At 43.3% G+C, this 21,534-nt stretch carries 21 protein-coding genes; 7 read left to right on the plus strand and 14 right to left on the minus strand.

Features of this window, described 5'->3' with window-relative positions:
- The first annotated feature begins 104 nt into the window (after window positions 1-104).
- Complete coding sequence (locus tag PHEP_RS11965) at window positions 105-485, plus strand: (deoxy)nucleoside triphosphate pyrophosphohydrolase (protein ID WP_015808230.1); 381 nt, start codon at window positions 105-107, stop codon at window positions 483-485.
- A gap of 7 nt (window positions 486-492) precedes the next feature.
- Here PHEP_RS11965 and PHEP_RS11970 read toward each other — a convergent pair whose 3' ends face one another.
- The 6 genes from PHEP_RS11970 to PHEP_RS11995 are packed head-to-tail and all read right to left on the minus strand — an operon-like array spanning window position 493 to window position 9,049.
- On the minus strand, window positions 493-1,821 hold the full coding sequence (locus PHEP_RS11970; protein ID WP_015808231.1) for a serine hydrolase domain-containing protein: 1,329 nt from the start codon (window positions 1,819-1,821) through the stop codon (window positions 493-495).
- A 60-nt stretch (window positions 1,822-1,881) separates the two neighbouring features.
- Window positions 1,882-2,550: an energy transducer TonB gene (locus tag PHEP_RS21645; protein ID WP_015808232.1), complete on the minus strand. Its 669-nt coding sequence runs from the start codon at window positions 2,548-2,550 to the stop codon at window positions 1,882-1,884.
- A gap of 16 nt (window positions 2,551-2,566) precedes the next feature.
- Complete coding sequence (locus PHEP_RS11980) at window positions 2,567-5,500, minus strand: FAD-binding and (Fe-S)-binding domain-containing protein (RefSeq protein ID WP_015808233.1); 2,934 nt, start codon at window positions 5,498-5,500, stop codon at window positions 2,567-2,569.
- Between the two features lie 30 nt (window positions 5,501-5,530).
- Complete coding sequence (gene amaB / locus PHEP_RS11985) at window positions 5,531-7,060, minus strand: L-piperidine-6-carboxylate dehydrogenase (RefSeq protein ID WP_015808234.1); 1,530 nt, start codon at window positions 7,058-7,060, stop codon at window positions 5,531-5,533.
- Between the two features lie 15 nt (window positions 7,061-7,075).
- The gene (locus PHEP_RS11990) at window positions 7,076-7,981 is read right to left on the minus strand and encodes a DUF1338 domain-containing protein (RefSeq protein WP_015808235.1); all 906 of its coding nucleotides are present in this window, start codon (window positions 7,979-7,981) and stop codon (window positions 7,076-7,078) included.
- A 3-nt stretch (window positions 7,982-7,984) separates the two neighbouring features.
- Entirely contained in the window at window positions 7,985-9,049 is a 1,065-nt protein-coding gene (locus PHEP_RS11995; protein WP_015808236.1) for a saccharopine dehydrogenase C-terminal domain-containing protein, read from the minus strand.
- Between the two features lie 78 nt (window positions 9,050-9,127).
- Here PHEP_RS11995 and PHEP_RS12000 point away from each other — a divergent pair, with 78 nt between their 5' ends.
- The 3 genes from PHEP_RS12000 to PHEP_RS12010 all read left to right on the plus strand — a co-directional run bounded on the left by PHEP_RS12000 (window position 9,128) and on the right by PHEP_RS12010 (window position 11,857).
- Window positions 9,128-10,030 carry a LysR family transcriptional regulator gene (locus PHEP_RS12000; protein ID WP_015808237.1) on the plus strand — a complete coding sequence of 301 codons (903 nt, stop codon included), beginning with the start codon at window positions 9,128-9,130 and terminating at the stop codon, window positions 10,028-10,030.
- Window positions 9,961-10,461, plus strand: coding sequence for a hypothetical protein (locus PHEP_RS12005; protein WP_015808238.1), 501 nt, complete (start codon window positions 9,961-9,963; stop codon window positions 10,459-10,461). The genes PHEP_RS12000 and PHEP_RS12005 overlap by 70 nt, the downstream gene beginning before the upstream one ends.
- 97 nt (window positions 10,462-10,558) lie before the next feature.
- The gene (locus PHEP_RS12010) at window positions 10,559-11,857 is read left to right on the plus strand and encodes a BamA/TamA family outer membrane protein (protein ID WP_015808239.1); all 1,299 of its coding nucleotides are present in this window, start codon (window positions 10,559-10,561) and stop codon (window positions 11,855-11,857) included.
- Window positions 11,858-11,881: 24 nt separating this feature from the next.
- Here the strand turns inward: PHEP_RS12010 and PHEP_RS12015 are convergent, their stop codons facing one another.
- From PHEP_RS12015 to PHEP_RS12035, 5 genes are all read right to left on the minus strand, one after another.
- Window positions 11,882-12,415, minus strand: coding sequence for a hypothetical protein (locus tag PHEP_RS12015; protein ID WP_015808240.1), 534 nt, complete (start codon window positions 12,413-12,415; stop codon window positions 11,882-11,884).
- A 74-nt stretch (window positions 12,416-12,489) separates the two neighbouring features.
- A complete protein-coding gene (locus tag PHEP_RS12020; RefSeq protein ID WP_015808241.1) occupies window positions 12,490-13,188 on the minus strand; it encodes a DUF4142 domain-containing protein in 699 nt (232 codons plus the stop codon).
- A 106-nt stretch (window positions 13,189-13,294) separates the two neighbouring features.
- Window positions 13,295-13,519: a CDGSH iron-sulfur domain-containing protein gene (locus PHEP_RS12025; RefSeq protein WP_015808242.1), complete on the minus strand. Its 225-nt coding sequence runs from the start codon at window positions 13,517-13,519 to the stop codon at window positions 13,295-13,297.
- 82 nt (window positions 13,520-13,601) lie between these two features.
- Window positions 13,602-15,032 (minus strand): hypothetical protein, encoded by a 1,431-nt coding sequence (locus PHEP_RS21650; protein ID WP_143715739.1) that lies wholly within the window; start codon window positions 15,030-15,032, stop codon window positions 13,602-13,604.
- Between the two features lie 85 nt (window positions 15,033-15,117).
- The gene (locus PHEP_RS12035; protein ID WP_015808244.1) at window positions 15,118-15,543 is read right to left on the minus strand and encodes a nuclear transport factor 2 family protein; all 426 of its coding nucleotides are present in this window, start codon (window positions 15,541-15,543) and stop codon (window positions 15,118-15,120) included.
- 154 nt (window positions 15,544-15,697) lie between these two features.
- On the opposite strand from PHEP_RS12035, the gene PHEP_RS12040 reads away from it, so the two are divergent.
- On the plus strand, window positions 15,698-16,915 hold the full coding sequence (locus PHEP_RS12040; RefSeq protein ID WP_015808245.1) for an MFS transporter: 1,218 nt from the start codon (window positions 15,698-15,700) through the stop codon (window positions 16,913-16,915).
- A gap of 4 nt (window positions 16,916-16,919) precedes the next feature.
- Here the strand turns inward: PHEP_RS12040 and PHEP_RS12045 are convergent, their stop codons facing one another.
- Window positions 16,920-18,401 (minus strand): arabinose isomerase, encoded by a 1,482-nt coding sequence (locus PHEP_RS12045; protein WP_015808246.1) that lies wholly within the window; start codon window positions 18,399-18,401, stop codon window positions 16,920-16,922.
- An 86-nt stretch (window positions 18,402-18,487) separates the two neighbouring features.
- On the opposite strand from PHEP_RS12045, the gene PHEP_RS12050 reads away from it, so the two are divergent.
- Window positions 18,488-19,372, plus strand: coding sequence for an AraC family transcriptional regulator (locus tag PHEP_RS12050; protein WP_015808247.1), 885 nt, complete (start codon window positions 18,488-18,490; stop codon window positions 19,370-19,372).
- Here PHEP_RS12050 and PHEP_RS12055 read toward each other — a convergent pair.
- Together PHEP_RS12055 and PHEP_RS12060 are read right to left on the minus strand one after the other, a co-directional pair.
- Window positions 19,369-19,929, minus strand: coding sequence for a GNAT family N-acetyltransferase (locus PHEP_RS12055; RefSeq protein WP_015808248.1), 561 nt, complete (start codon window positions 19,927-19,929; stop codon window positions 19,369-19,371). The two genes, PHEP_RS12050 and PHEP_RS12055, sit on opposite strands and share 4 nt — an antisense overlap.
- Before the next feature lie 7 nt (window positions 19,930-19,936).
- Window positions 19,937-20,311, minus strand: coding sequence for a DUF2784 domain-containing protein (locus tag PHEP_RS12060; protein ID WP_015808249.1), 375 nt, complete (start codon window positions 20,309-20,311; stop codon window positions 19,937-19,939).
- 51 nt (window positions 20,312-20,362) lie between these two features.
- Here PHEP_RS12060 and PHEP_RS12065 point away from each other — a divergent pair, with 51 nt between their 5' ends.
- Entirely contained in the window at window positions 20,363-21,508 is a 1,146-nt protein-coding gene (locus PHEP_RS12065) for a dipeptidase (RefSeq protein WP_015808250.1), read from the plus strand.
- Window positions 21,509-21,534: the final 26 nt, after the last annotated feature.

The raw sequence follows: 21,534 nt of genomic DNA on the forward strand, positions 1-21,534 counted from the left end.
AAAATATGCTCCGGAAATAGGGAGACAATAATAATTAAACCCATTACTTATCTGAAAATGTGTTAACTTCGGCTATTTTCAACGATAAATTATACCATGATTTTATGATCTCAGTAGCCGCAGCAATAATTTTCAGGGAAAATAAGGTGCTCATCGCAAGACGGGCGGCCCATAAACACCTTGCGGGCTACTGGGAATTTCCAGGCGGAAAAATAGAACCCCGTGAGGAGCCTGAAGCATGCCTTGTAAGGGAACTTGCCGAGGAATTAATGATCATTATTCAGGTAAAACATCACATAATGGATCATATCCATAATTATGGCAATTTTACGATAACTTTAAAGGCTTACTCCTGCACTTTTGTAAGTGGAGAAATCATCTTAACGGATCATGATGAAGTATTATGGGTAAATGTGGATGATCTCCCTTCTTATCACCTCGCACCTGCCGATGTTCCCATAGCAAATAGGCTGATGCAAAAATAGGATTGTCTTACTTTTCCTTCGTCATCACAAATGTCGCCCCACCTTGTCTGAATGTCATTTGATTGTTCGCCACATCAAAAGTTAAGTTGATTCCTGCCGATTCAAAAGTAAAAACATCCGGTTTGGCCGCAACAAGGGGGAAAGCAGATTGCCCCGTGGCTTGTGCATACAAAACTGCATCCTTGCTGGTAATTGTTATTTTAAGTGGCATTTTATCACTTGCGTAGGTACCCAGATATTTATTCAGGTCTTCGTTTTTAAGCTTCAGATTGCTGAAAGTAGGAATAACATAAGGCTTGTTAAACAAAATGCTAAGCACTCCGATAGCCACATCATTCAATGAAGTGTTAACACCATTAGCCGTAATGGCTATTGCCATCTTATTTTCAGGAAAGTAGGCTGCCTGCGACTGAAAACCATCTATTCCGCCAGTATGTCCATAACTGCTGTGTTCACCAAATGACATCTTGAACATTGCCATTCCATAGCCATTTGTTATTTTTTCCATCTGCAAAAGACTGGCTTCGCTGATCAGTTTTCCGGTAAACAATGCATTAAAAAACTGTACCAGGTCCCCCGGGTTCGCTACCATTGCACCGGCAGCACCGGGTATACTCATATCGGTTTCTTGTTCGGCCACCCAGCCCTCTTTCCATTTGTAAGATCTGGCCTCATTATTTGCCGGATTGATCGGACCGCCATAATAGGTGTTTTTTAACCCTATTTTATCAATGATACGTGATTTTACAGATGCAGCGTAGCTTTTCTTATCCAGTTTTTCTATAATAAACCCTAACAGGATGAAATTGGTGTTGCTATACTCGTTTTTTGCACCCGGCTCAAAAACCGGGGCATGCTGAAACCTTGCCAGTAAGTCGGCCTGGCTTAATTTTGCTCCAAGAATACTTGCATAACCGGGATCACTTGTAAGGTTAAACAATCCGCTACTGTGATTCAGCAGATGTGCCATTGTTATTTTATCGGCATTCGGCAAAGCAGGAAAAAAGGTTGCCAGAGTAGTGGTAAGACTAAGTTTACCCTCCTGTATCAATTGAAAAATAACCGTTCCGGTAAATACTTTTGTAATGGAACCTATCCGGTATTTGGTTTCCGGTGTAGCGGGTATTTTTGTATCTGCAATAGCATAGCCTACGGCCTTGCTGTAAACCATTTTCCCATTTTGCATTACAGCAATGCTCATCATGGCTTTATCCTTTGCACCAACGGTTTCGATCAGGCTATCGAGTTTTAATTTGTTAAAGGTAGCAGGGCTCTGTGCAGATGCTGCAGAAGCTACCGTGAAAATCAATAAGAAAAAACTGGTGATTTTAAGCATGACTGGTGTTTTTTAGCTATTAGAGTATGCGGCTTTGTCTATGTTACATAAAAATAACCATCAATTCATTTTTATAGGGATGTTATAAGCTACCCTTACAGGTTTTCCACTTTGTATCCCGGGCTCCCATTTTTCCATCCCCTCAATAACCCGGATGGCTTCAGCATCCAGTAAGGGGTGTACCGACTCTTTAACATATACTTCTGATACACTGCCGTCTTTTTCAATAAGAAAGCTGACCTTAATGGTCCCTTTGGGCCTTAACTTCAACATGCTTTTGGGGTACACAAAATTGGCCCCAATGTATTTATACAATTTATTGATCCCTCCCGGATATACAGGCTGTTTTTCTAAAGAAACGAACTCAGTGGCCCCGTTTGGTGGTGGAACTGCTCTGTAGTCTTTTTTAAACCTAAGCTTTCCCAGTACATATACCGCTTCTTTTTCTTTCTTTCCTTGCTCATCGTACCAGATGAACTCCCCGTCCTTTACTTCTGGTGAAAGTGAGGTATAAGCACCAGTCATCTGGATTTTCCCGGATTTAAAGTAGTCGGTAACCTCATACCTTTTGCCTTCTTCTATTGTTTTGGTAATGCGGAAATAAGAACCCAATGCCTTTGTAGAAGGCTCCCAGTCTTTATCATAATAAGTGGTATCCGTTTTTTGGGCGTAGGTTACAATGCCCGAAAGCAACAGGCAAAGTACAAAAATAGTGGTACGTAAAATCATGCCCTGAAGATAAGAGTTATTTTAAAAGCAGACAATTATATAATATTTCTACGGGGTGCAATGCTCTTTTTCCGGTACCATCCTTAATCTGGTGCCTGCAGCTGGTTCCGGTTGCCGCTATGATCACCTGATCTGTCTGTTTTCTGATTTCCGGAAAAAGTACCAGCTCAGCAATCTGCATCGACAGGCTGTAATGCTCTTTTTCGTACCCAAAAGAACCCGCCATCCCGCAACAGCCTGAAGGAATGGTTTCCACTTTATAGTTCACCGGAAAGGAAAGGACCTGTTCGGTAGCGCTTAAGGCATTAAAAGCTTTTTGCTGGCAATGCCCGTGCAGTACAACCGTTCTGGCTTCAGTACTAAAATCAGACTGTTTAATATTTCCCCTTTGTATTTCTCTGGCCAAAAATTCATCAATAAGTAAAACGTTGGCAGCCAGTTTCCTTGCTACGTCCAGCTGATCGTCATTTACCAGATCGGGATATTCGTCCCTGAAAGTCAGGATTGCCGAAGGTTCAATACCTATTAAGGGCGATGCCTCATTGATCAATGGGTCCAGGCACCAGACATTGTGCTGGGCAATTTTCCTGGCCCTCCGCAACAGACCTTTTGAAATAGAAGCCCTGCCACTTTCCAGGTGCTTCGGCAGGATTACCTCATAACCAAGGGCTTCCAGCAGCAGGATGGCCTTTATGCCAATCTCCGTATCCTGGTAATTGGTAAATTCATCACAAAAAAAGTAAACCTTTTTTGTACTTTGCAGAACTTCCCCTTTCCAGGTGTCGCGCTGATGTTTCAGGAACCAGCTTCTCAAAGTGGTATGCTGAATTTCAGGCATACTCCTGCCGGCAGCAAAACCGGATATTTTTTTTACAGCATGGCTAACACCTCTTCCTGTCATCATCCAGTTGTACAGCCGGGGCGCCATTGCACCCAGCGCCGCAATTCTGCTAAAGTTGGCTATCAGCCTCGACCTGAACGGAATACCGTTGGCATCCTGGTAATGCTGTAAAAACTCAGCTTTTAATTTTGCCATATCCACATTGGAAGGACACTCCGATTTACACCCCTTACAGCTCAGGCATAAGTCCAGTATTTCCTTAATTTCCCGGTGATCAAATTTATTGACCTGCTCAGAATGCGTTAAAAAATTTCTCAATATATTTGCCCGGGCCCGGGTGGTATCCTTTTCGTCATGCGTAGCCATATAAGAAGGACACATGGTACCCCCTGCCAGATGGGATTTGCGGCAATCTCCTGAACCATTACACTGTTCAATATGCTGCAACATATTCTGTCCTTCATAACGGAACACAGTTTTAAAATCAAATCCTTTTTGTCCGGCAGTGTACCTCAGCATGGTATCCATAGGCGGACTGTCTATGATCTTACCGGGGTTAAAAATATTCCGGGGGTCCCAGGTCGATTTTATTGCTTTCAGCAAGGCATAATTCTTTTCGCCAACCATTTGCGCAATAAATTCTCCCCTTAACCGCCCATCCCCATGTTCACCGCTTAACGAACCTTTATATTTTTTGACCAGCAGGGCTATTTCTTCGGCTATTAACCGGAACATTCGGGTTCCCTGTTCTGTTTTTAAGTTCAGAATAGGCCTTAAATGCAGCTCCCCGGAACCGGCATGGGCGTAATGGACAGCATACAAACCATGTTTGCTTAAAATAGCATTAAAATCCCGGATATAGGCCGGTAAATCCTGTACCGCAACTGCGGTATCTTCAATTACAGGAACAGCCTTTTCATCGCCGGGCAAATTACCCAATAAGCCCAATCCTGCTTTTCTTAACGACCATACTTTCTTAATGTCCTGACCGAACAACAAAGGAAAATAATAGCCCAGTCCCAGGTTACGCAGTTCCGCTTCAACCCTGGCCGCTACCTCCATCACTTCAGCCCTGCTAGCTCTGGCATATTCAATAACCAGCAGGGCTGCCGGCTCCCCCTGCACAAAAAAGCTGTTCGCACGCTGCTCCATATTATCCCTGGTACATTCCAAGATATAATGGTCAATCAGCTCAACCGCATTTGGCTGGTATTTTAAGGCAACCAGATTGGCTTGCAGGGCAGCTTCCAGTGTATTAAAATGGACACAGAGTAAACCTGAATGTGCCGGAGGCAGGGGTTCCAGGTTCAGCTTCACCTCCGTAATGAAAGCCAGTGTACCTTCTGATCCTGCTATTAGTTTGCAAAAGTTAAAATCCTCAGCTCCCGCAGTAAAAGGTGCCGTGTCAAGCAAAATATCTATTGCATATCCGGTATTTCGCCGTTCTATGTCACTGCGCGGAAATTCTTTTCTGATTTCCTGCTGGTTTTCATAATTCCCCAACTGGCTTCTGATAGAACGGTATAACCTGGCCTCAAGACTTGTCCCTTCGCATTTCGCAATAAACTCCTCAAAATTCAGCGCCTTAAATGTCACCTCAGAGGCATCACTTAACAAAGCTTTAATTTCAAGGGTATGCTCTCTTGTACTTTTGTATAGGATAGAATTTGAACCACAGGAATTATTGCCCACCATACCTCCTATCATGGCACGGTTGGCTGTTGAAGTTTCAGGGCCAAAAAACAAACCATAGTTCCGAAGGTATTTGTTCAGCTCATCGCGCACTACGCCCGGTTGCACCTTAACCCAGCGCTCAGTGGTATTGAGTGCTATAAACTGGTTAAAATATTTAGATACATCCACCACTATGCCACTCCCTACTACCTGTCCGGCCAATGAGGTCCCTGCCGTACGTGGGATCAGTGATGTCCCTTCTTCACCTGCAAATTCAATCAGCAGCTTCAGATCAGCTACTGAACGGGGAACCGCAACAGCAAGGGGCATTTCAGAATAGGCCGATGCGTCTGTAGCATACAACAACCTGGTGGTGTCATCCGTATACAATTCACCTTGCAGCGAACCCGCCAGTGCCTTAAGCTTCTCTTCCATCCCTTAATTTCAAGACAAGTTAAGCATAACTTACAAATCAAACTTTATGCCCTGGGCCAATGGCAGTGTATTGGAATAATTGATGGTGTTCGTTTGCCGCCGCATATACCCTTTCCAGGCGTCAGATCCGCTTTCCCTGCCACCACCGGTCTCCTTCTCGCCACCAAAGGCGCCGCCTATTTCAGCCCCGGAGGTACCAATATTTACATTTGCAATACCGCAGTCAGAGCCTGCGGCAGATAAAAACTGTTCTGCTTCACGCAGGTTCAAAGTCATAATTGCAGATGAAAGGCCCTGGGGTACATCATTCTGCATGGCTATGGCTTCCGCTATGTCTTTGTATTTCATCACATACAGAACAGGTGCAAAGGTCTCTTCCTGTACAATTGCATAGTGGTTTTTAACCTCGGCAATACAAGGTTTAACATAACAGCCCGATTCAAAACCCGGTCCATTAACCACTCCGCCTTCAACTAAAAACCTGCCCCCCTGTTGTTTCACCTGCTCAATCGCATTCAGGTAATCTTCCACAGCCCCCTGGTCTATCAGCGGGCCCATATGGTTATTTTCATCCAAAGGATCACCAATTTTGATCTGCCCGTAAGCTTTGGCCAGTTTAGCCGTAAAATCATCATAAACGCTTTCGTGGATGATCAGCCTGCGGGTAGAGGTACAACGTTGCCCGGCAGTCCCAACCGCACCAAATACAGCTCCGATGACCGACATTTCTAAATCTGCACTTGCAGAAATAACAATAGCATTGTTTCCGCCCAGCTCCAGTATGCTCCGGCCAAACCTGCCGGCCACCGTAGCTGAAACCACTTTTCCAACTCTGGTAGAACCGGTGAAAGAGATCAATGGAATACGCTTGTCCTCATTGATCAATGTACCACAGGCATTACCCGTAACCAAATTGCTTATTCCTTCAGGTAAATCATTTGCCTTTAACACTTTAGCAACAATATGCTGACAGGCTATGGCGCAGAGCGGTGTTTTTGAAGAAGGTTTCCAGACACATACATTGCCACATACCCAGGCCAGCGCAGTGTTCCAGGCCCAAACCGCCACAGGAAAATTAAAGGCCGAAATAATGCCGACTACCCCCAGTGGATGCCATTGCTCATACATACGGTGACCGGGCCTCTCTGAATGCATCGTTAAGCCATAAAGCTGCCTCGATAATCCTACAGCAAAATCGCAGATGTCGATCATCTCCTGCACCTCGCCCATGCCTTCCTGTAAACTCTTTCCCATCTCAAAGGATACCAATGCCCCCAGGGCATCCTTATGTTCACGCAGGGCATCTCCAAACTGACGTACCATTTCACCACGCTTAGGCGCGGGTACCTTTCTCCAATGCAAAAAGGCCTGGCTTGCCTGTTCCATTACTTTTTCATAGCCCGCCGCATCTGTGCTTTGCAAGCTGGCAATTACCTGTCCGTTTACCGGAGAGCTGGAACTGATAACAGCCCCTTTGGATGCCAGCCATTTACTACCTGTTGAAGTCCCTGAATTGTCTGGTTCAATCCCCAGTTTGTTTAATATTTCGTTGATGTTCATTGCTTTATAAATTGATTAATCCTTTGCAGGTTTAATATACGTACTTTCAAATATTTTATCAGCATTATTGGTCTCAAAACCTTCACGCCGGTGTTCCCTTTTTATTTCAGTTAAAGGTAGCTCCCTGAATTCCGGTAAAACCAAACGCTCCGAAAATTCTACATAGCTGCCTGCAATCGGCATACGCTCGCCTTCCGCAAATACAGCCTCCTGCATTTCGGCCATAGTACTGCTCTGCCGCAATAAACCGTCTGCACTCACTTTGATCTTACCACCTGAACTGTTCAGCTTTAAGCCAAGCGATTCCACAAACCGGTTAAAATCTTCCAGCTTATTGTAGCCAGGCTTCAGGTCCTGCACACTGATGGTATAATGGTTCAGGTAGTATCGGTTGTAAATTACCCAGGCGGCATACTCACTTTCTTCCAGTAAGCGCTGGTAATCTGCCAGATCAGGCAGTTGCCATAAAGGCTGATGAAAAAATGTACCGATCTCAGCTCCATTGTCAAGGTCAAGTGCATCCACAGGGTCTTTATGGATACTGGAAGTGTACTTGTATATAAGTTGCTGCGCCAGTTCCGACAGCTCTTTAACGATCAGCTCACTCATAAATATCCTGGGATATTCAGGAGCAGGTGGTGCATACCAATAGGCATTCAGTTTTTTACCCTCAAAATAATAGTATTCCATTTTTTTATACCCCTGGTGCAAAAAGATCTTTTCGAAAGAAGCAATGCCCAGATGTGGTACCCCTAAAGTACGGAAAGCAATGTGGTCATTCACAATTTCTTCCTGTGCTTTTATCACACCGGCCTCAATGAGCGAACCAGTAATCTTTTTAACCGCTGGTACAGCCTTCCGGTACCGGTCAAAAAGTACATTCAGAAAAATATCAAGGGTCTTTTCCTTATCGAAATTCATATGTTATGATTTAAATAAGCTACCGGTTCTGGTGTCCAGTAACGATTCAAGTGAAATCTCTTCCTGTTTAATAAATCCTTTGGCCGGAATCGAACCATTGGCTACCATTTCTATTACTGCAACCAGACTTGCAGCGGTAGTCCAGGAAATTGCCCTCCAGCGCTGCCCCGCAATTACAATCGGCGCACAGGCTTTGTAAAACTCATTTCTTTTCATCTGCCCATCTTTCCAGCCTTCTGCAACTGCATAAATCAACACTACATCTTCTTCTACTTCGGGCTTGGCATTTTTTAAGAGCTCTTCCAGCTGTTGCTTATCATTTTTCAGGTGCAGTTCATGGATCAAAAAATTCATCAGGTCGCAATGCCCCGGATAACGGATCGTTTTGTAATCCAGCTTATCCACTCTGCCTTCATAGGTCTCACACATCGTGCCCAAGCCACCTGAAGTATAAAAAGCCTCATAGGCCGCCCCCTCAATGTTAATCGCTTCTTTACCCTGTAAAGAAATTACGCGTTTCCGCTCAGCATTGTGTATAGCTTCTGCATCGTTAATGTACTCATTTACCACACCGGCGGCCGACCAGGTAAAGGAATAGGCCATTTGTCCATTGGGGTATTTTGGCAAAGCACCCACACGCATTTCTATAGAACGGATCTTTTCAAAGTCCTTACTCAGATGTGCACCTATAACACCAATAATTCCCGGGGCCAGGCCACATTGGGGCGCCATCACCGCAGTTGCATCCTTACTCAGCTCCCTGATGTAAGCGGTAGTTTCTACATCCTCCGTCAAATCAAAATAATGGCTACCTGTCTGTTGCGCTATCAGTGCAATGGTTTTATTCAAAAAATAGGGCAGTGCCGATACTACTGCATCATGGTCCGCAATCAGCTTGCGCATCAGTTCCGCATCTGTCACATCACCGGTAATTACTTTAAAGGGCAGCGTATATGGATAATGGGGCTGTTGCTTATCCATGCCGGTTACCTCAAATTGCTCACTCAGCAATACGCCTACCAGTGTCCCAACTTTACCAAGTCCCAGTGTAAGTACTTTTTTTATCATATATTTTATTTCAGCTTAATGGTTCCCCAACAAATATCCATAACTTAGTCATAAGTATTGATTAATGTTAATTATATAATGATCAGTTTCGCTAATCAAATAGAACTCAGACATCTTGTGTATTTCAAAATGCTTGCCGAGGAGTTGCATTACCGTAAAGCTGCCGAAAAGCTGTTTATTTCCCAGTCTGCCTTAAGCCAGCAGATCAAACAACTGGAACAGCTGATCCAGATCTCCCTTTTTGACAGGTCCAATAAAAAAGTAGCCTTAAGTGAATCCGGAAAATCCTTATATAAGGATGCAGTCCAGGTGCTGAACAAGGTAGAATCTGCCCTTACCAATTTAGAGCTGATTAAAATAGGCAATACCGGACAGCTCAGAATTGGTTTCGTAGCCTCAGCAATGCAATCTGTTTTACCCGGATTGTTAAAAAATTTTCATAAAGAGTGTCCAAACATTAAATTTCAGCTCGATGAACTAAACAACAGGGAACAGTTAATGGCCTTAAAAAACGAAGAACTTGATCTGGGTTTCATGCGCTCCAACCATGTTGATGCGGGATATGACATCAGGAGTGTGTATAAAGAAACCTTTTCCCTGGTGCTGCCCCAAAATCACCCCATCAATGCAGAAACTTTTATAAATATAGGGCAGTTCAGAGAAGAACCTTTTATCCTGTTCCCAAATGACCAGAGTCAGTTATATTATCAGCAAATCATTAACCTGTGTGCTGATCAGGGCTTTGCACCTAAAATTGCCCACCGGTCCATCCATGCCCCAACTATTTTTAAATTGGTAGAATATGGAATGGGGGTCTCCGTTATCCCTACCTCTTTGGCGCATACTGAAAACAAGGAGATCAAATTCATCGAACTGAAAAAAATAACACAAAGAACTGAACTATACGCTGTATGGAAAAAGAAAAGCCAAAATCCGGCATTGCCGCACCTTTTAGAAATGCTTATAAATTTTACCGTATAACAGGATTTACCCAGCTGTGTTTAAGCCTCTTTTTTGTTCTGCTGGCCGGTTGTAACAGCAATGATGAGACAAGGGAAAGTCAGGTTAAAACGGCATACCGGGCCATAAACAAAGATGATACAGCTTCGCTTAGAATAAAACTAACTGATAAGGAGTTTTATGGCAGGTTTGAAATCAATTATCATGGCGCTTACAAAGATTCCGGTGAAGTGACCGGAATAGTAAAAGGTGATACCCTAAAAGGAACTTACCGCTTTCAGCGTTATGGGATCGAAACCTGGCACAGGATTCCCATAGCGCTGTTAAAAAAGGACAATAAGCTCATTATGGGTACAGGTTCCATGGAAATTTATATGAACATGACCTATTTCAAAAAGAACATCCCGATTGAGTACCAGAATCCAAAATTTGTATTCGAAAAGGTCCCTTAACTGCCTAAAAAATAAAGATCGTCCCCTGCCTGCAATTGATCTGGATATTTGTCGTTATTTTTGAGGAATTTACAGAAACCTTTGGAACACTGATCGCATGCCAGATAGCAATATATCTTTTAAAAACAAATGGATCCCCATACTTGCCCTGCTCGTTGGTATGCCCTGGGGTTACGCACAGGCGCAAACCATTGATTCATTAAGGACTGACCCTATAAAAAGGGACAGCAGCTATACCCAATACGATATTGGTGATCTTTTTAACAGTATTTTTCATCCTAAGCGGAAAAGTACTAACCCGGCAAAAAAATCAGCTGTAACCATCATTCCTAATTTTGCATATAACCCAAGTATAGGGGCACAGATCGGCATAAAGGCAGTTGCGGGTAAAATATTGGGAAAAGACCCGCATACACTCATGTCCATTGCCGCAACTTCAGCATCTATAACCACTAAAGGCATCATTTACTTTTACCTTAACCACAATGTATATACACCTGGTAATAAATGGAACCTCCAGGGAAGCCTGGTTGCCGCAAAAACCGTATTGCCAGATTTTGGATTGGGCATAGGTAAAGCTGCCACAGGTAGCGAAGCCGACATGATCCTCAGTAATCCCGGCCGAAAACCCTATGTACTTCACGCAGAATATTACAATTTCAGGGAAAAGATATACAAGCAGGTGCAGCCAAACTTATTTCTGGGTGCCGGGGTATCCTTCGAGATCAGAAGGAAAATTGAAGATCGCGCAAATACCAGCAATGCACTTACGCCATATAACATCTATAGCGACAAATACGGCTTTAACCGTGACCATTATCAATCTAATGGCTTATTGTTTAACCTGCAGTATACTACGCGCGACAACCAGAACCGTGCTTATAAAGGCATTTATGTTGATGCCGGCATCCGCCTTAACCAAACCTGGATGGGCAGTTCTAAAAGTGCTATGCAGATTACCACCGATTTCAGAAAATACTGGAGTCTCTCCAGCAGCAATCCTGAACATGTTATCGCCTTTTGGAACTGGGGCTCCTACCTGATCAATGGGGCCCTTCCCTATCTGGAACTGCCAGGTACCGGAAGGGATACCTACTTCCGCAGTGGAAGGGGCTATACAGTTACCTATTTTAAAGGCCCGCAATATTTTTATTCAGAGCTGGAATACCGTTTTCCGATCACAAGGAATAAATTTATAAGTGGTGTTGCTTTTGGCAATATACAAACGGCCAATGACGACCTCGGTACAGCACTGTTTCAGGAATGGCAGCCAGGTGGCGGTGCAGGCTTACGTGTATTGTTTAACAAAGCCACACGAACTAACCTCTGCCTGGATTATGCCTTTGGAAAATATGGTTCAAAGGGGTTCTTCCTGGGCCTCACTGAAGCCTTTTAACTGGTCCTGAAATAGATAAGTCAATTAATTCATTTGAGGCAGGGGAAGCAGATATTCATCCTGCTTACGCTTATAAAGCCTGTTAAAAGCAACCATAAATGATTTATAATCCTGCTGGGAAATGGCAAGCGAGGTCTGGTAAAGGTTAACAGGATGCAGGCTTTCATCTACAGATTCAAAAACCAGCTTCATTGCTTTATTGCCTGTCTGAAAATTTTCATGAAAGGGAAACACCTTTAGCGATTTCGTAATGTTCAGGGTTTTTGCAGGCATTTTAATCGGGCCATAGCGTTGCTGGTAACTTAAAGAATGTTTTTTTAGAACCACAGTTTCTGAACCATACAGGTTCCATAAAGAATACCGGAACAGCAATACCTCCATCACGGTAATAAATAAGGTGATTACCCCTATATTACCTATAAAAAATAATATAATGATCCCAATGAGCAGCACATTTAAGGTATAAAGAAAGATTTTTCCGCCTAAAGACGAACGCACAACCAGGGTAGCGGTTATCGAACTTCCATCTTCATCAACTTTAAAATTACTCGCTTTCATATCTTCAAATTATGCATCAAAACTATTAAATCTTATTCATTTGCCCAACCGGCCCTTTCCCCTCTCCAGTCCTGCTATTGCTTTGGCTTAAATACTTTGGTCAGTTCCTGGGCCGCCTCAAGGTGTTTTCTCAACACAGGCAATTGTTTTAAGGCAAACGCTCTTATGGCCGGGTCTTTAGACTTACCGGCGGCAGTATAAAGCGCTATCATGTTCTGATTGCTTTCGATCATCTGTTCAACAAATTCCAGATCGGTTCTGCTGGAAACATTAAGGGATTTTAATGTAACCAGGGCCATGTTTTTGCTCCCTGAAAGCTTTTTTAAATCATGTTGAATCTCTGCATGGTCAGTCAAAACCATAGCAGCATAATCCTTAATCCGGGTATTTGCAGTTGTTCTTACAGCGTTTTCACTCCGCTTAACTTCAATTTGCTGATCGGTTAACATCTTATTGACAAGTTCTTCATCACTCATAGCCGCTAACTTCTGCTGATTCACCCTCACCATCGCATTGGCTTTTGCAATTGCATTATTGGCAATACTGGTCGCATTTTCTTCTGAACCTGCACCATTTGACTGACCGATTCCGGGTGTAAGGCCGTCTCCACTTGCATTGATTACCCCCCTGCTCGGGTTTTTAATCCCCGGGGTTACACCTGTTATTTTTCTTCGCTTTTTACCCTCCTCAGCAGATGAACTCCTGGAAGATGAACAGGAATAAACTAAACAGGCCAATATCAGAAGAATTGCAAATATTCGGAGACTTTTCATGCGTGCAGGATTTAGCGGTAATACTTGTTAAAACTACAAAAACCTCGCAATAATGTTTGCTTTCCCTGCTTAAAATTACAGCTGCATTGCAGTACGCATGTCCTTTTTAAACTTTTTTAGGAGGAAGTTCAAATGCAACAGCCTCATGCTCAAAATGTCCGTTATGGGAACCATCACAAAAAGGTTTGTTTTTTGACAGCCCGCAACGGCAAATGGACAATACTGTTCTCCCCTGTAAGCCATAAGCATTGCCATTTCTGTCAACAATTTCAAAATCACCTTCTATTTTCACTGATCCGTTATTGTTAATTGTAAGTTTCGTTTTCGACATTAGATTGTTGTTCTTATTTCGGCCAAAACTAAAACAATGCCGGCAGAGTTCTGAATATCATTTTAGTTTAGAAACGTTATAACTAAAAGTCTCCGGAAGGTGTTATGATCCCGTCAATACTTTTATGGAGCGGGGCGTTCACATAAACAGGAAAATCTGCTGTCAGCACCTTCAAGCGCTTCAGGTTAGCATCTGCTTCAGTGGTTAAACTGAGTTTTTTTAAATTATAATTGTATGCTTCCGCAAAAAAGACAAGGCAAAGCCGGTTGTAAAGGTCAAGTTTCCGGTCTGCTATCAATGTCTCAATCGTTCTGTAAACTGCCGCTTTTGAGTCCAGTTCTGCCATTGCCCGTCCTGTACGGTTAAGTTCACCATAATAATGGTTAACCGCAAAATGATCGGCACGCAGCAAAATTCCCGGAACCAGGTACCTGAAATCAACGCCCAGCGCTTCCAGTTCTTTACCATAAGTTTTTCTTCCGGGTTGTGCATAACTCGCATCTATCATCCGCTCAAAGTTGTCATTGAGAATATCGAGATGCGATCTTAGAAAAATCTCCATACAACAGGTCTCCCCTGCCAGTCTTGCTATATTTGTAGCATGTATTATCGGACCGTTGTCCATGCTGCAAGATCCCATCACCCTCCTTCTGCGTTTAAGCTCCAAGGCCTTTTCCTTAGATAGATATAGCTCAACATGATTTTCAAACTGATCCATTTCAAAACCCCAGGGTCCTTCTTTTAATATGACTTCAGTGGTCTTTGTCAGAAATTCTTCCAAATCTCTTTTCTGTGCAATACTTCGCTCTTTTTCTTTTACCGGATAGATTCCATCTGCTTTTGCTTTACGGATCAGTGTATCTATCCTGGATGGCTTTAAATTGTAAAACCTTGCCCGGGTAATCTTATCACTTTTGTAGATATAAGTATTGGTGTCAATCATGTAATCTGTATATTCAATGGCTAACCTCGCTTTCTCGGGCAATTCAAACCTTTTAAATTCTTCCCTGATCAACAATGCAAGAAGTACATCTGCTTCTGGCCTTGGGCCTTTATAATAGTCGACAACCCATTTACCACTAAGATCCTGATCATAATCTGTTGCATTAGGGCTTAAAATTTCTGTATGGCCATCATCAGCAATTCTTATTGTTTGAAATACAACCTTTTTCGTACCTTCCTCCCGCCGGCCCTTAATAAAAAATACATCTGGCGTAACTTTCAGATCCGGATATAGCCTTTTAAGCTCCGGCAATGAACTGTTTTTAGCAATCAGTTCATTTACCTTAGCCGCATTTACGCCTTCTATTTTTACATAAACGGCATTACCCTGAGGCCTGGCCCTATACAGTCCGCCACGTTTCTCAGGATTAAATTTTTTATTCTTCAGGCCAATCTCTTTTTTAAGTTTCAGCATAATTTCTTCGGGATAGAGTGTATGCTGTAGAGGATTGGTTTGTCCACATGCTCCAAAGAACAACAGGGACAGGATGAGGCTAAGGTAAATTTTCATGGTTTTGGTTTTAATCCATAACATGATGCATTTACTTTTCAGTTTCCACAAAAGAAAATATACATTCAGCAAAACGCCAAAAAAACTATACTGGCTTTGGTAAACTCAGGGCCTCAACCAGGCCATAACTATCTTCCTGTAGCCGGTAACGAACAATCTGCCCATCAGCAACTGTAAAATGTGCAGAAAACATGGAGGCATAAACTTCCCCGGTCCTTAACATTACAGAACTGAACGAGCCTGTAACCACAGCAAAATCTCCTTCAGCCAGAATATGGTCAATATCCGCACTCACCGGCTCAATGTTTTCCCACAGCAATACAAAAAAATCACGTATTTCTTTACGGTTACTTCTCTTCCCCAGCCATGGGGCCAGTTCCTGATTACCTGGTACATCCCAGTCTGGCTCTGTTGAAAAAAGAAGTAACAATTTTTCGAGTTCACGATTGGCCAAAGCCTCATAAAACTGACGGACAATGCTTTTTGTTTGGGTAGTTAAGAATGCTGACATGACATTTATTTTATTTCATAACAAAGAAAACCACCGGTACTGACAACCCTATGGCAGTCTGTTTTTTATTTTATTACAATCAAATGTTACAGAATAGCCAAGCCTGGAATCCTGATAACCTAACTTTGTGCTTTAGAAATTATATCCGATTAAATTGAGCAGTACAAAAGTTTTAACACAACAACACCAGGGCATAGCAACCCTGCTTGCATTTGCCCTGTTACCACTATCCGGCTTTGCAACTGATATCTATATCCCTTCTTTACCCACAATGGCCTCCACATTACAGGTAAGCAGTCTGCAGGTCCAGCTTACGCTAAGTCTTTTTCTCATCAGCTATGGCATCTCCCAGCTATTTATCGGCAGTGTGCTCGACAGCTTTGGCCGGTACCGTTTAAGCCTCATCTGCCTGCTCATCTTCGCCGCGGCCAGCATCGTCATTGCCAATACGCATAACATCTACCTCATTTATCTGATGCGCATCATACATGGTTTTACGGTAGGAACCATTATTGTAGCGAAAAGGGCATATTTTGTCGACTTGTTTACCGGCGATCAGCTGAAACACTATTTAAGTCTCTTTTCCATTATCTGGTCTACAGGTCCCATTGTCGCCCCGTTTATAGGCGGCTACCTGCAAACCGCTTTTGGCTGGGAATCCAATTTTTACTTCCTGGCTTTACTGGCCATTGTGCTGGCCGTTCTGGAGTATATTTACAGCGGCGAAACGCTGAGCCATTTTTCGGCTTTTTCCTTAAAAAAGATTACCGGCATCTATATCACCATGATCAAAACCGCAAGCTTTAGCCTGGGCATCGTGATGCTGGGCCTTGCTTATACCATGGTGATGATCTACAACATGACAGGCCCCTTTATCGTAGAACACCACTTACATTTTACACCTGTTGTTGCGGGTTACAGCTCACTCATCCTGGGCTTTGCCTGGATGGTAGGCGGATTCATAGGTAAGGCAACCATTAACAGGCCCTTCTTCAAAAAGATGGCCACCAACCTGATATTTCAGGTGATATTTGTATCAACCATGCTGCTCAGCATACAGTTCATTTCCAGTCTGTATACCTTAATCCTGTTCGCATTCCTCATCCATGTAACCGCCGGTTACATCTTTAACAATTATTTCACTTTCTGCCTCGGGTTGTTCCCTAAAAACGCTGGAATTGCCAGTGGTTTAACCGGTGGCATCACTTATGTAATTGTATCTTTTTTAAGCTATAGCATCATTGCCATTTTACCGGCAAAAGACGAGCATCACCTCGGAGCCAGTTACCTGGTACTGACCATACTCTCTGCCCTGGTCATGTTTACCATTTACAGTAGGCATAAAAAAGCCGGTACTCAGGTAACAGAATGATTGGTTAACACACCTTAACCACATCCATGTTTAATAACTGGCCCAGCTTTTCAATTTTTGAGCTGATGTGTCCTAAACCAATTGCACAGTGATGTGCAGGGCCGTAACTGTTCCAGCTGTTTACAAAATTTCTGGCACCAACAGGGAATTTATACCTGCTGTTGGTATTGCCAATCTGCAATATCGGACCCGGTACTGCTTCAGCCTCGGCTACCAGCAGCATCAGGCTGCCCCCTTTCTGTTCTACTACTGACAATAAAGTTACAGGCCCGTTTTTTACCGACATCTCCACAGATACCCCCTTGCCAACTTTGCCATGGTATACACCTAAAGGACGAACTTTTGTTTTACCTTCTGCAATGGCAATATGTCCGGGTCCATCATGTCCCATCAGCACTACGTCGTCGTTAAAGTCCATTGCATAGTATTCTGTAAATGAGCCTCCCGCACCAAAACAATCCATAATTTTCATGGCCTGCGCATTTTTTATTTCATATTCGCCTGCCACAGGAATTCCCCGCGCAGTCAAAAGTGAATTGCCCAGAATGATTGAACTGATGGCTTCTTCATTCTCAATATTCCCCGTGCCTTTATAATAATAAGCCATCGAACCCAGCTGATGTTTGTCCGCCAATCTATCCAGGGCCACCGAGGTAACCGCCGCTTTTTCCAGTTCTTCTTTAGCGCAATCCTTTTGCACGTCAAAGGTTTCGTAAAACAACTGCAGCCTTTCGTTCATTTCCGCTGGCGTTACGGCTTTCCGCAAACTGGCCAGTTCCTCTACTTCAAGCAATTCTATATGGCCCCCAAAATGTGCATACTGCTGGGTCAGGTCAGAATAAATGTCCAGCATACCACTATAATAATGCCCCATACAGCCCATCCGGTTATAAAACATCATGTTGGCCACCTTTGCCGCTTCTACCCATTCTGTAATCTCGTTCCAGCATTCCGGATCGTGCTGCAGCATCCCGGTAATCTGATGAAATTTTATGCCTGTACGGTTAAATACATTGGCAATTTCAGGAACCGGACAGGCAGAGCAGTAAGACAGCCATTCACCCGTCATCTTGGTCCTGTCTGTCATGGCATTAAAGGCGGTATAATCTATAGCGGCTTCCGGACTCAGGTTAAGTATAATAACGGGTACCTTGGCGCGCTGAACCACCGGTAATACCGTCGACGATAAGGCATAAGTGGTCACATGTAAAAAGATCACATCTACATCTTCTGTTTTAAACAACCTGCCGGCAGCAAAAGCCTTATCGGGGCTGTCTACCAAACCTGCATTTAAAACGGCAGGATGGATAGCCCCGAGTTTCTGCTCAACTATAGCCAGATAGCCTTCCAGCCGTTTTTTTAAGCCTTCAAACTGTGGCCAGTAAGTGTCTAATCCAATACCAAACAAACCTATTTTTAGTGTCGATTTTGAATTGTTCGGTAAAAATGATTGCTTTGCTGAAACGGATGCGATAGGGTCAGTCATAAGATTTATATTTAGGTTAAGCAAAAATTGGCGTTTCACTTTGTTTAATCAATGTACGATCTGATAATCCGCATATACTTATTGAGATGAGCAATTATTTTAAATACCTTCCTGTAAGTGATCACGATATCAACTGGGGCCTGCATGTCTTAAATGCAGGGTATAACCGGATCAGCAAGGCGGCAAATTATCCCCCTGCCGGTCATCCTTCCGGTCATTATTTTAACTGGGATAAGGGACGGATACTGGATGAATATCAGCTGATATACATTTCAAAAGGTACAGGTATTTTCGAATCTGCACATTGCAAACAGCTGCACATCAATGAAGGTGCTGTCATCCTGCTCTTCCCTGGCGAATGGCACCGCTTTAAACCAGATCCGGAAACAGGATGGGATGAATACTGGGTAGGTTTTAAAGGGGATATCATTAGCAATATTGCTAAAAAAAACTTTATTTCTCCCCATCTGCCCCTGCTGCAGGTGGGTCTCAGCGATCAGCTGATCGACCTTTTTTCGGCCATCCTGGAAAAAACCAAAACAGAACAACCAGGTTACCAGCCACTCATATCAGGAATGATCCTGCACCTCCTGGGTGAAGTGTATGCCAAAACCAAATTGCAGGCGCTGGAAAAGGAAGACATATCAGAAATCCTGATCAATAAGGCCAGGATCCTGCTACGGGAATCTGTCCATACAAATATCGCCATAGAAAAGCTCGCCGAAGAACTGCATGTGAGCTATTCCTGGTTTCGTAAGGCCTTCAAAACCTTTACCGGAATTGCACCACACCAGTATTTATTACAGTTAAAAATAGAAAAGGCCAAAACCCTCCTTTCAGACAGTACAAAACCCATCAAGGAAATTGCCTTTGAACTGGGCTTTGAATCCTCATTTTACTTTTCCAGGATCTTTAAAAACAAAACCAGTTATGCACCGGATACTTACCGAAAGCTGGTCCGGAAACTTTAAACAAGCGTTTTATACTGCATGTGCAGATAATTGCCACCCATAAATTCCTTTTCATTTACAGTTTGAAAGCCAAGGCTTGCGTACAACTTTTCAGCTTTAGGGTTTTCTTTGCTCACCAGTAAACCCACAAGGGGCTTATTTATTGAAAGGGCATGTGCTATTAAAGCCCTGATCAACTCTTTACCAATCCCTTTCCCCTGTTTTCCCGGGGCCACACTTACACAATCAATATAATATTCCCCCGCCTGCGTTTCATGTTCAATATGCTCCCTAAAACCATATTTATGGCTGATGTAAGCTAAAAAAGGAGCGCGAAGCAATTCCAGATCGGCGCCATCATAAGCACTGATTATTCCGGAAACCCCTGCTCCGTCTTCATACACCAATGTATTTTCGTAACTGTACTGATTGGCTGGCAGTGCAGCAAACCTTTCAAATAAAGGAACTGCTTCCTCAGGATCTTTACCGGCAACAAATTTTGCGGCCAGACTGTCCATGGCTAAGATAATTAGGCTGGCTATTGCAGCTGCATCATCAGGTTTTGCTTGTCTTATCATAAAACCGCTATTTGTCCTTTCCTTTTTTACGTACAAAATTAAAATAAACCGATAAAATTGCAGCAATAGCAAAGCCTATTGAAGTCGCTGCATCAATAAAATCTGCTGAAATATCCTGACCGCTTAACTTGTCAGCATAATATTTAATAAATGAATTCGGCAAATTGTTTTCACCTAAATGCGTTTTAACCTGCCATTGCCAGTCAGTAACAGGACAATAGCCCAGCCCATACCATATGCCCAGCACCAGCCAGGATCCTGCAGTAAGCAGCACCAGCACAAAATGCATTTTCCTGGTCGGAGGCCATATCCAGCCCAACAGGTTAAATCCTATAATCACCAAATGGAAAATGGTAAAAAGAAAATCATATAACTGGTACATCGGTTAAAGATAATCCGAAAATCATTCCCTCAAAATATTATCTTTATCCTTATGAAGAAATTTCTGCCTGTCGCCCTGCTTTTCAGCTTTTCCAGTATAATGGCCCAGCAACGCCTGCTGGTTGACACCCATAACGATGTTTTCTCTTTTCAGCTGGTCACAAAAGCAGATCTGGGCAAACTGCAGCCTGTCGGAAATTTCGACCTCATAAGGGCAGCAAAAGGCGGATTAAATGCCCAGGTATTTTCCATCTGGTGTGGTGAAGACTATGGCAAAGGAAAGGGTTTTGCACATGCAAACAGGGAAATCGATTCACTTTATGCCTTAATTGCCCGTTATCCGGATAAGATGGCACTGGTAAAAAGCCCGCAAGAATTGAAAAAAGTGCATCAGCAAGGGCGATTTGCGGCAATGATTGGTGTTGAAGGCGGACACATGATCGAAGACAGGATGGATTATCTGGACAGCCTGATCAAAAGGGGGCTGGTCTATTTAACACTCACCTGGAACAACAGCACCTCCTGGGCCAGCTCGGCCAGAGATGAAACTACAGGAAAAGGTATGCGGCAGGCGGGTTTAAATGAGCTGGGTAAACAGATCGTAAAAACGCTGAACAAGAATGGCGTGCTGGTAGATGTTTCACACGCAGGTGAAAAAACATTTTATGATGTGCTGGCTACCAGCACCAAACCCGTTATTGCTTCGCACAGCAATGCGTATGCATTGACACCCCACCGGCGTAACCTCAAAGATGAACAGTTAAAGGCACTGGCAAAAAACGGCGGGGTGGTATTTGTTAACTTCTATAGTGGTTTCCTTGATAGCAGTTATGACCATCGTGTGCAGGATTTTCTTCAGCTGCATGAAAAAGAGCTGGATTCCCTGAACAACATTTACACAAAGGATTTTGCGCCAACCATGTTAAACGTAATGTATAAAAAAGAAGCTGATCAGATCCGTCCGCCATTAAGCGCACTGGTCAAACACATCGATTATATGGTAAAACTAATTGGTGTCGACCATGTTGGTATCGGCTCAGATTTCGATGGCTCTGAATCATTTCCGGCAGGAATGGATTCTGTTGCCGATTATCCAAAACTGGAAACCGCGCTTAAAAACATAGGTTACAAAAAGGAATGGATAGATAAGATCTTCGGAGGGAACTTTGTCAGGGTCTGGGAAGCCAGTAAAAAATAATATTTTTCACTGGCCGGCATCCAGGT

This window comes from Pedobacter heparinus DSM 2366 (genome assembly GCF_000023825.1).
Taxonomy (GTDB): domain Bacteria; phylum Bacteroidota; class Bacteroidia; order Sphingobacteriales; family Sphingobacteriaceae; genus Pedobacter; species Pedobacter heparinus.

Bases quoted from the DNA above. Each gene is read 5' to 3' on its own strand.
- PHEP_RS11970 (WP_015808231.1), bottom strand. From the start codon at position 1,821: ATGCTTAAAATCACCAGTTTTTTCTTATTGATTTTCACGGTAGCTTCT.
- PHEP_RS11980 (WP_015808233.1), bottom strand. From the start codon at position 5,500: ATGGAAGAGAAGCTTAAGGCACTGGCGGGTTCGCTGCAAGGTGAATTG.
- PHEP_RS12000 (WP_015808237.1), top strand. From the start codon at position 9,128: ATGATCAGTTTCGCTAATCAAATAGAACTCAGACATCTTGTGTATTTC.
- PHEP_RS12010 (WP_015808239.1), top strand. From the start codon at position 10,559: ATGCCAGATAGCAATATATCTTTTAAAAACAAATGGATCCCCATACTT.
- PHEP_RS12055 (WP_015808248.1), bottom strand. From the start codon at position 19,929: ATGATAAGACAAGCAAAACCTGATGATGCAGCTGCAATAGCCAGCCTA.
- PHEP_RS12045 (WP_015808246.1), bottom strand. From the start codon at position 18,401: ATGACTGACCCTATCGCATCCGTTTCAGCAAAGCAATCATTTTTACCG.
- PHEP_RS11990 (WP_015808235.1), bottom strand. From the start codon at position 7,981: ATGAATTTCGATAAGGAAAAGACCCTTGATATTTTTCTGAATGTACTT.
- PHEP_RS12015 (WP_015808240.1), bottom strand. From the start codon at position 12,415: ATGAAAGCGAGTAATTTTAAAGTTGATGAAGATGGAAGTTCGATAACC.
- PHEP_RS11995 (WP_015808236.1), bottom strand. From the start codon at position 9,049: ATGATAAAAAAAGTACTTACACTGGGACTTGGTAAAGTTGGGACACTG.
- PHEP_RS12065 (WP_015808250.1), top strand. From the start codon at position 20,363: ATGAAGAAATTTCTGCCTGTCGCCCTGCTTTTCAGCTTTTCCAGTATA.
- amaB (WP_015808234.1), bottom strand. From the start codon at position 7,060: ATGAACATCAACGAAATATTAAACAAACTGGGGATTGAACCAGACAAT.
- PHEP_RS12020 (WP_015808241.1), bottom strand. From the start codon at position 13,188: ATGAAAAGTCTCCGAATATTTGCAATTCTTCTGATATTGGCCTGTTTA.
- PHEP_RS21645 (WP_015808232.1), bottom strand. From the start codon at position 2,550: ATGATTTTACGTACCACTATTTTTGTACTTTGCCTGTTGCTTTCGGGC.
- PHEP_RS12050 (WP_015808247.1), top strand. From the start codon at position 18,488: ATGAGCAATTATTTTAAATACCTTCCTGTAAGTGATCACGATATCAAC.
- PHEP_RS12025 (WP_015808242.1), bottom strand. From the start codon at position 13,519: ATGTCGAAAACGAAACTTACAATTAACAATAACGGATCAGTGAAAATA.
- PHEP_RS12005 (WP_015808238.1), top strand. From the start codon at position 9,961: ATGGAAAAAGAAAAGCCAAAATCCGGCATTGCCGCACCTTTTAGAAAT.
- PHEP_RS11965 (WP_015808230.1), top strand. From the start codon at position 105: ATGATCTCAGTAGCCGCAGCAATAATTTTCAGGGAAAATAAGGTGCTC.
- PHEP_RS12060 (WP_015808249.1), bottom strand. From the start codon at position 20,311: ATGTACCAGTTATATGATTTTCTTTTTACCATTTTCCATTTGGTGATT.
- PHEP_RS12035 (WP_015808244.1), bottom strand. From the start codon at position 15,543: ATGTCAGCATTCTTAACTACCCAAACAAAAAGCATTGTCCGTCAGTTT.
- PHEP_RS21650 (WP_143715739.1), bottom strand. From the start codon at position 15,032: ATGAAAATTTACCTTAGCCTCATCCTGTCCCTGTTGTTCTTTGGAGCA.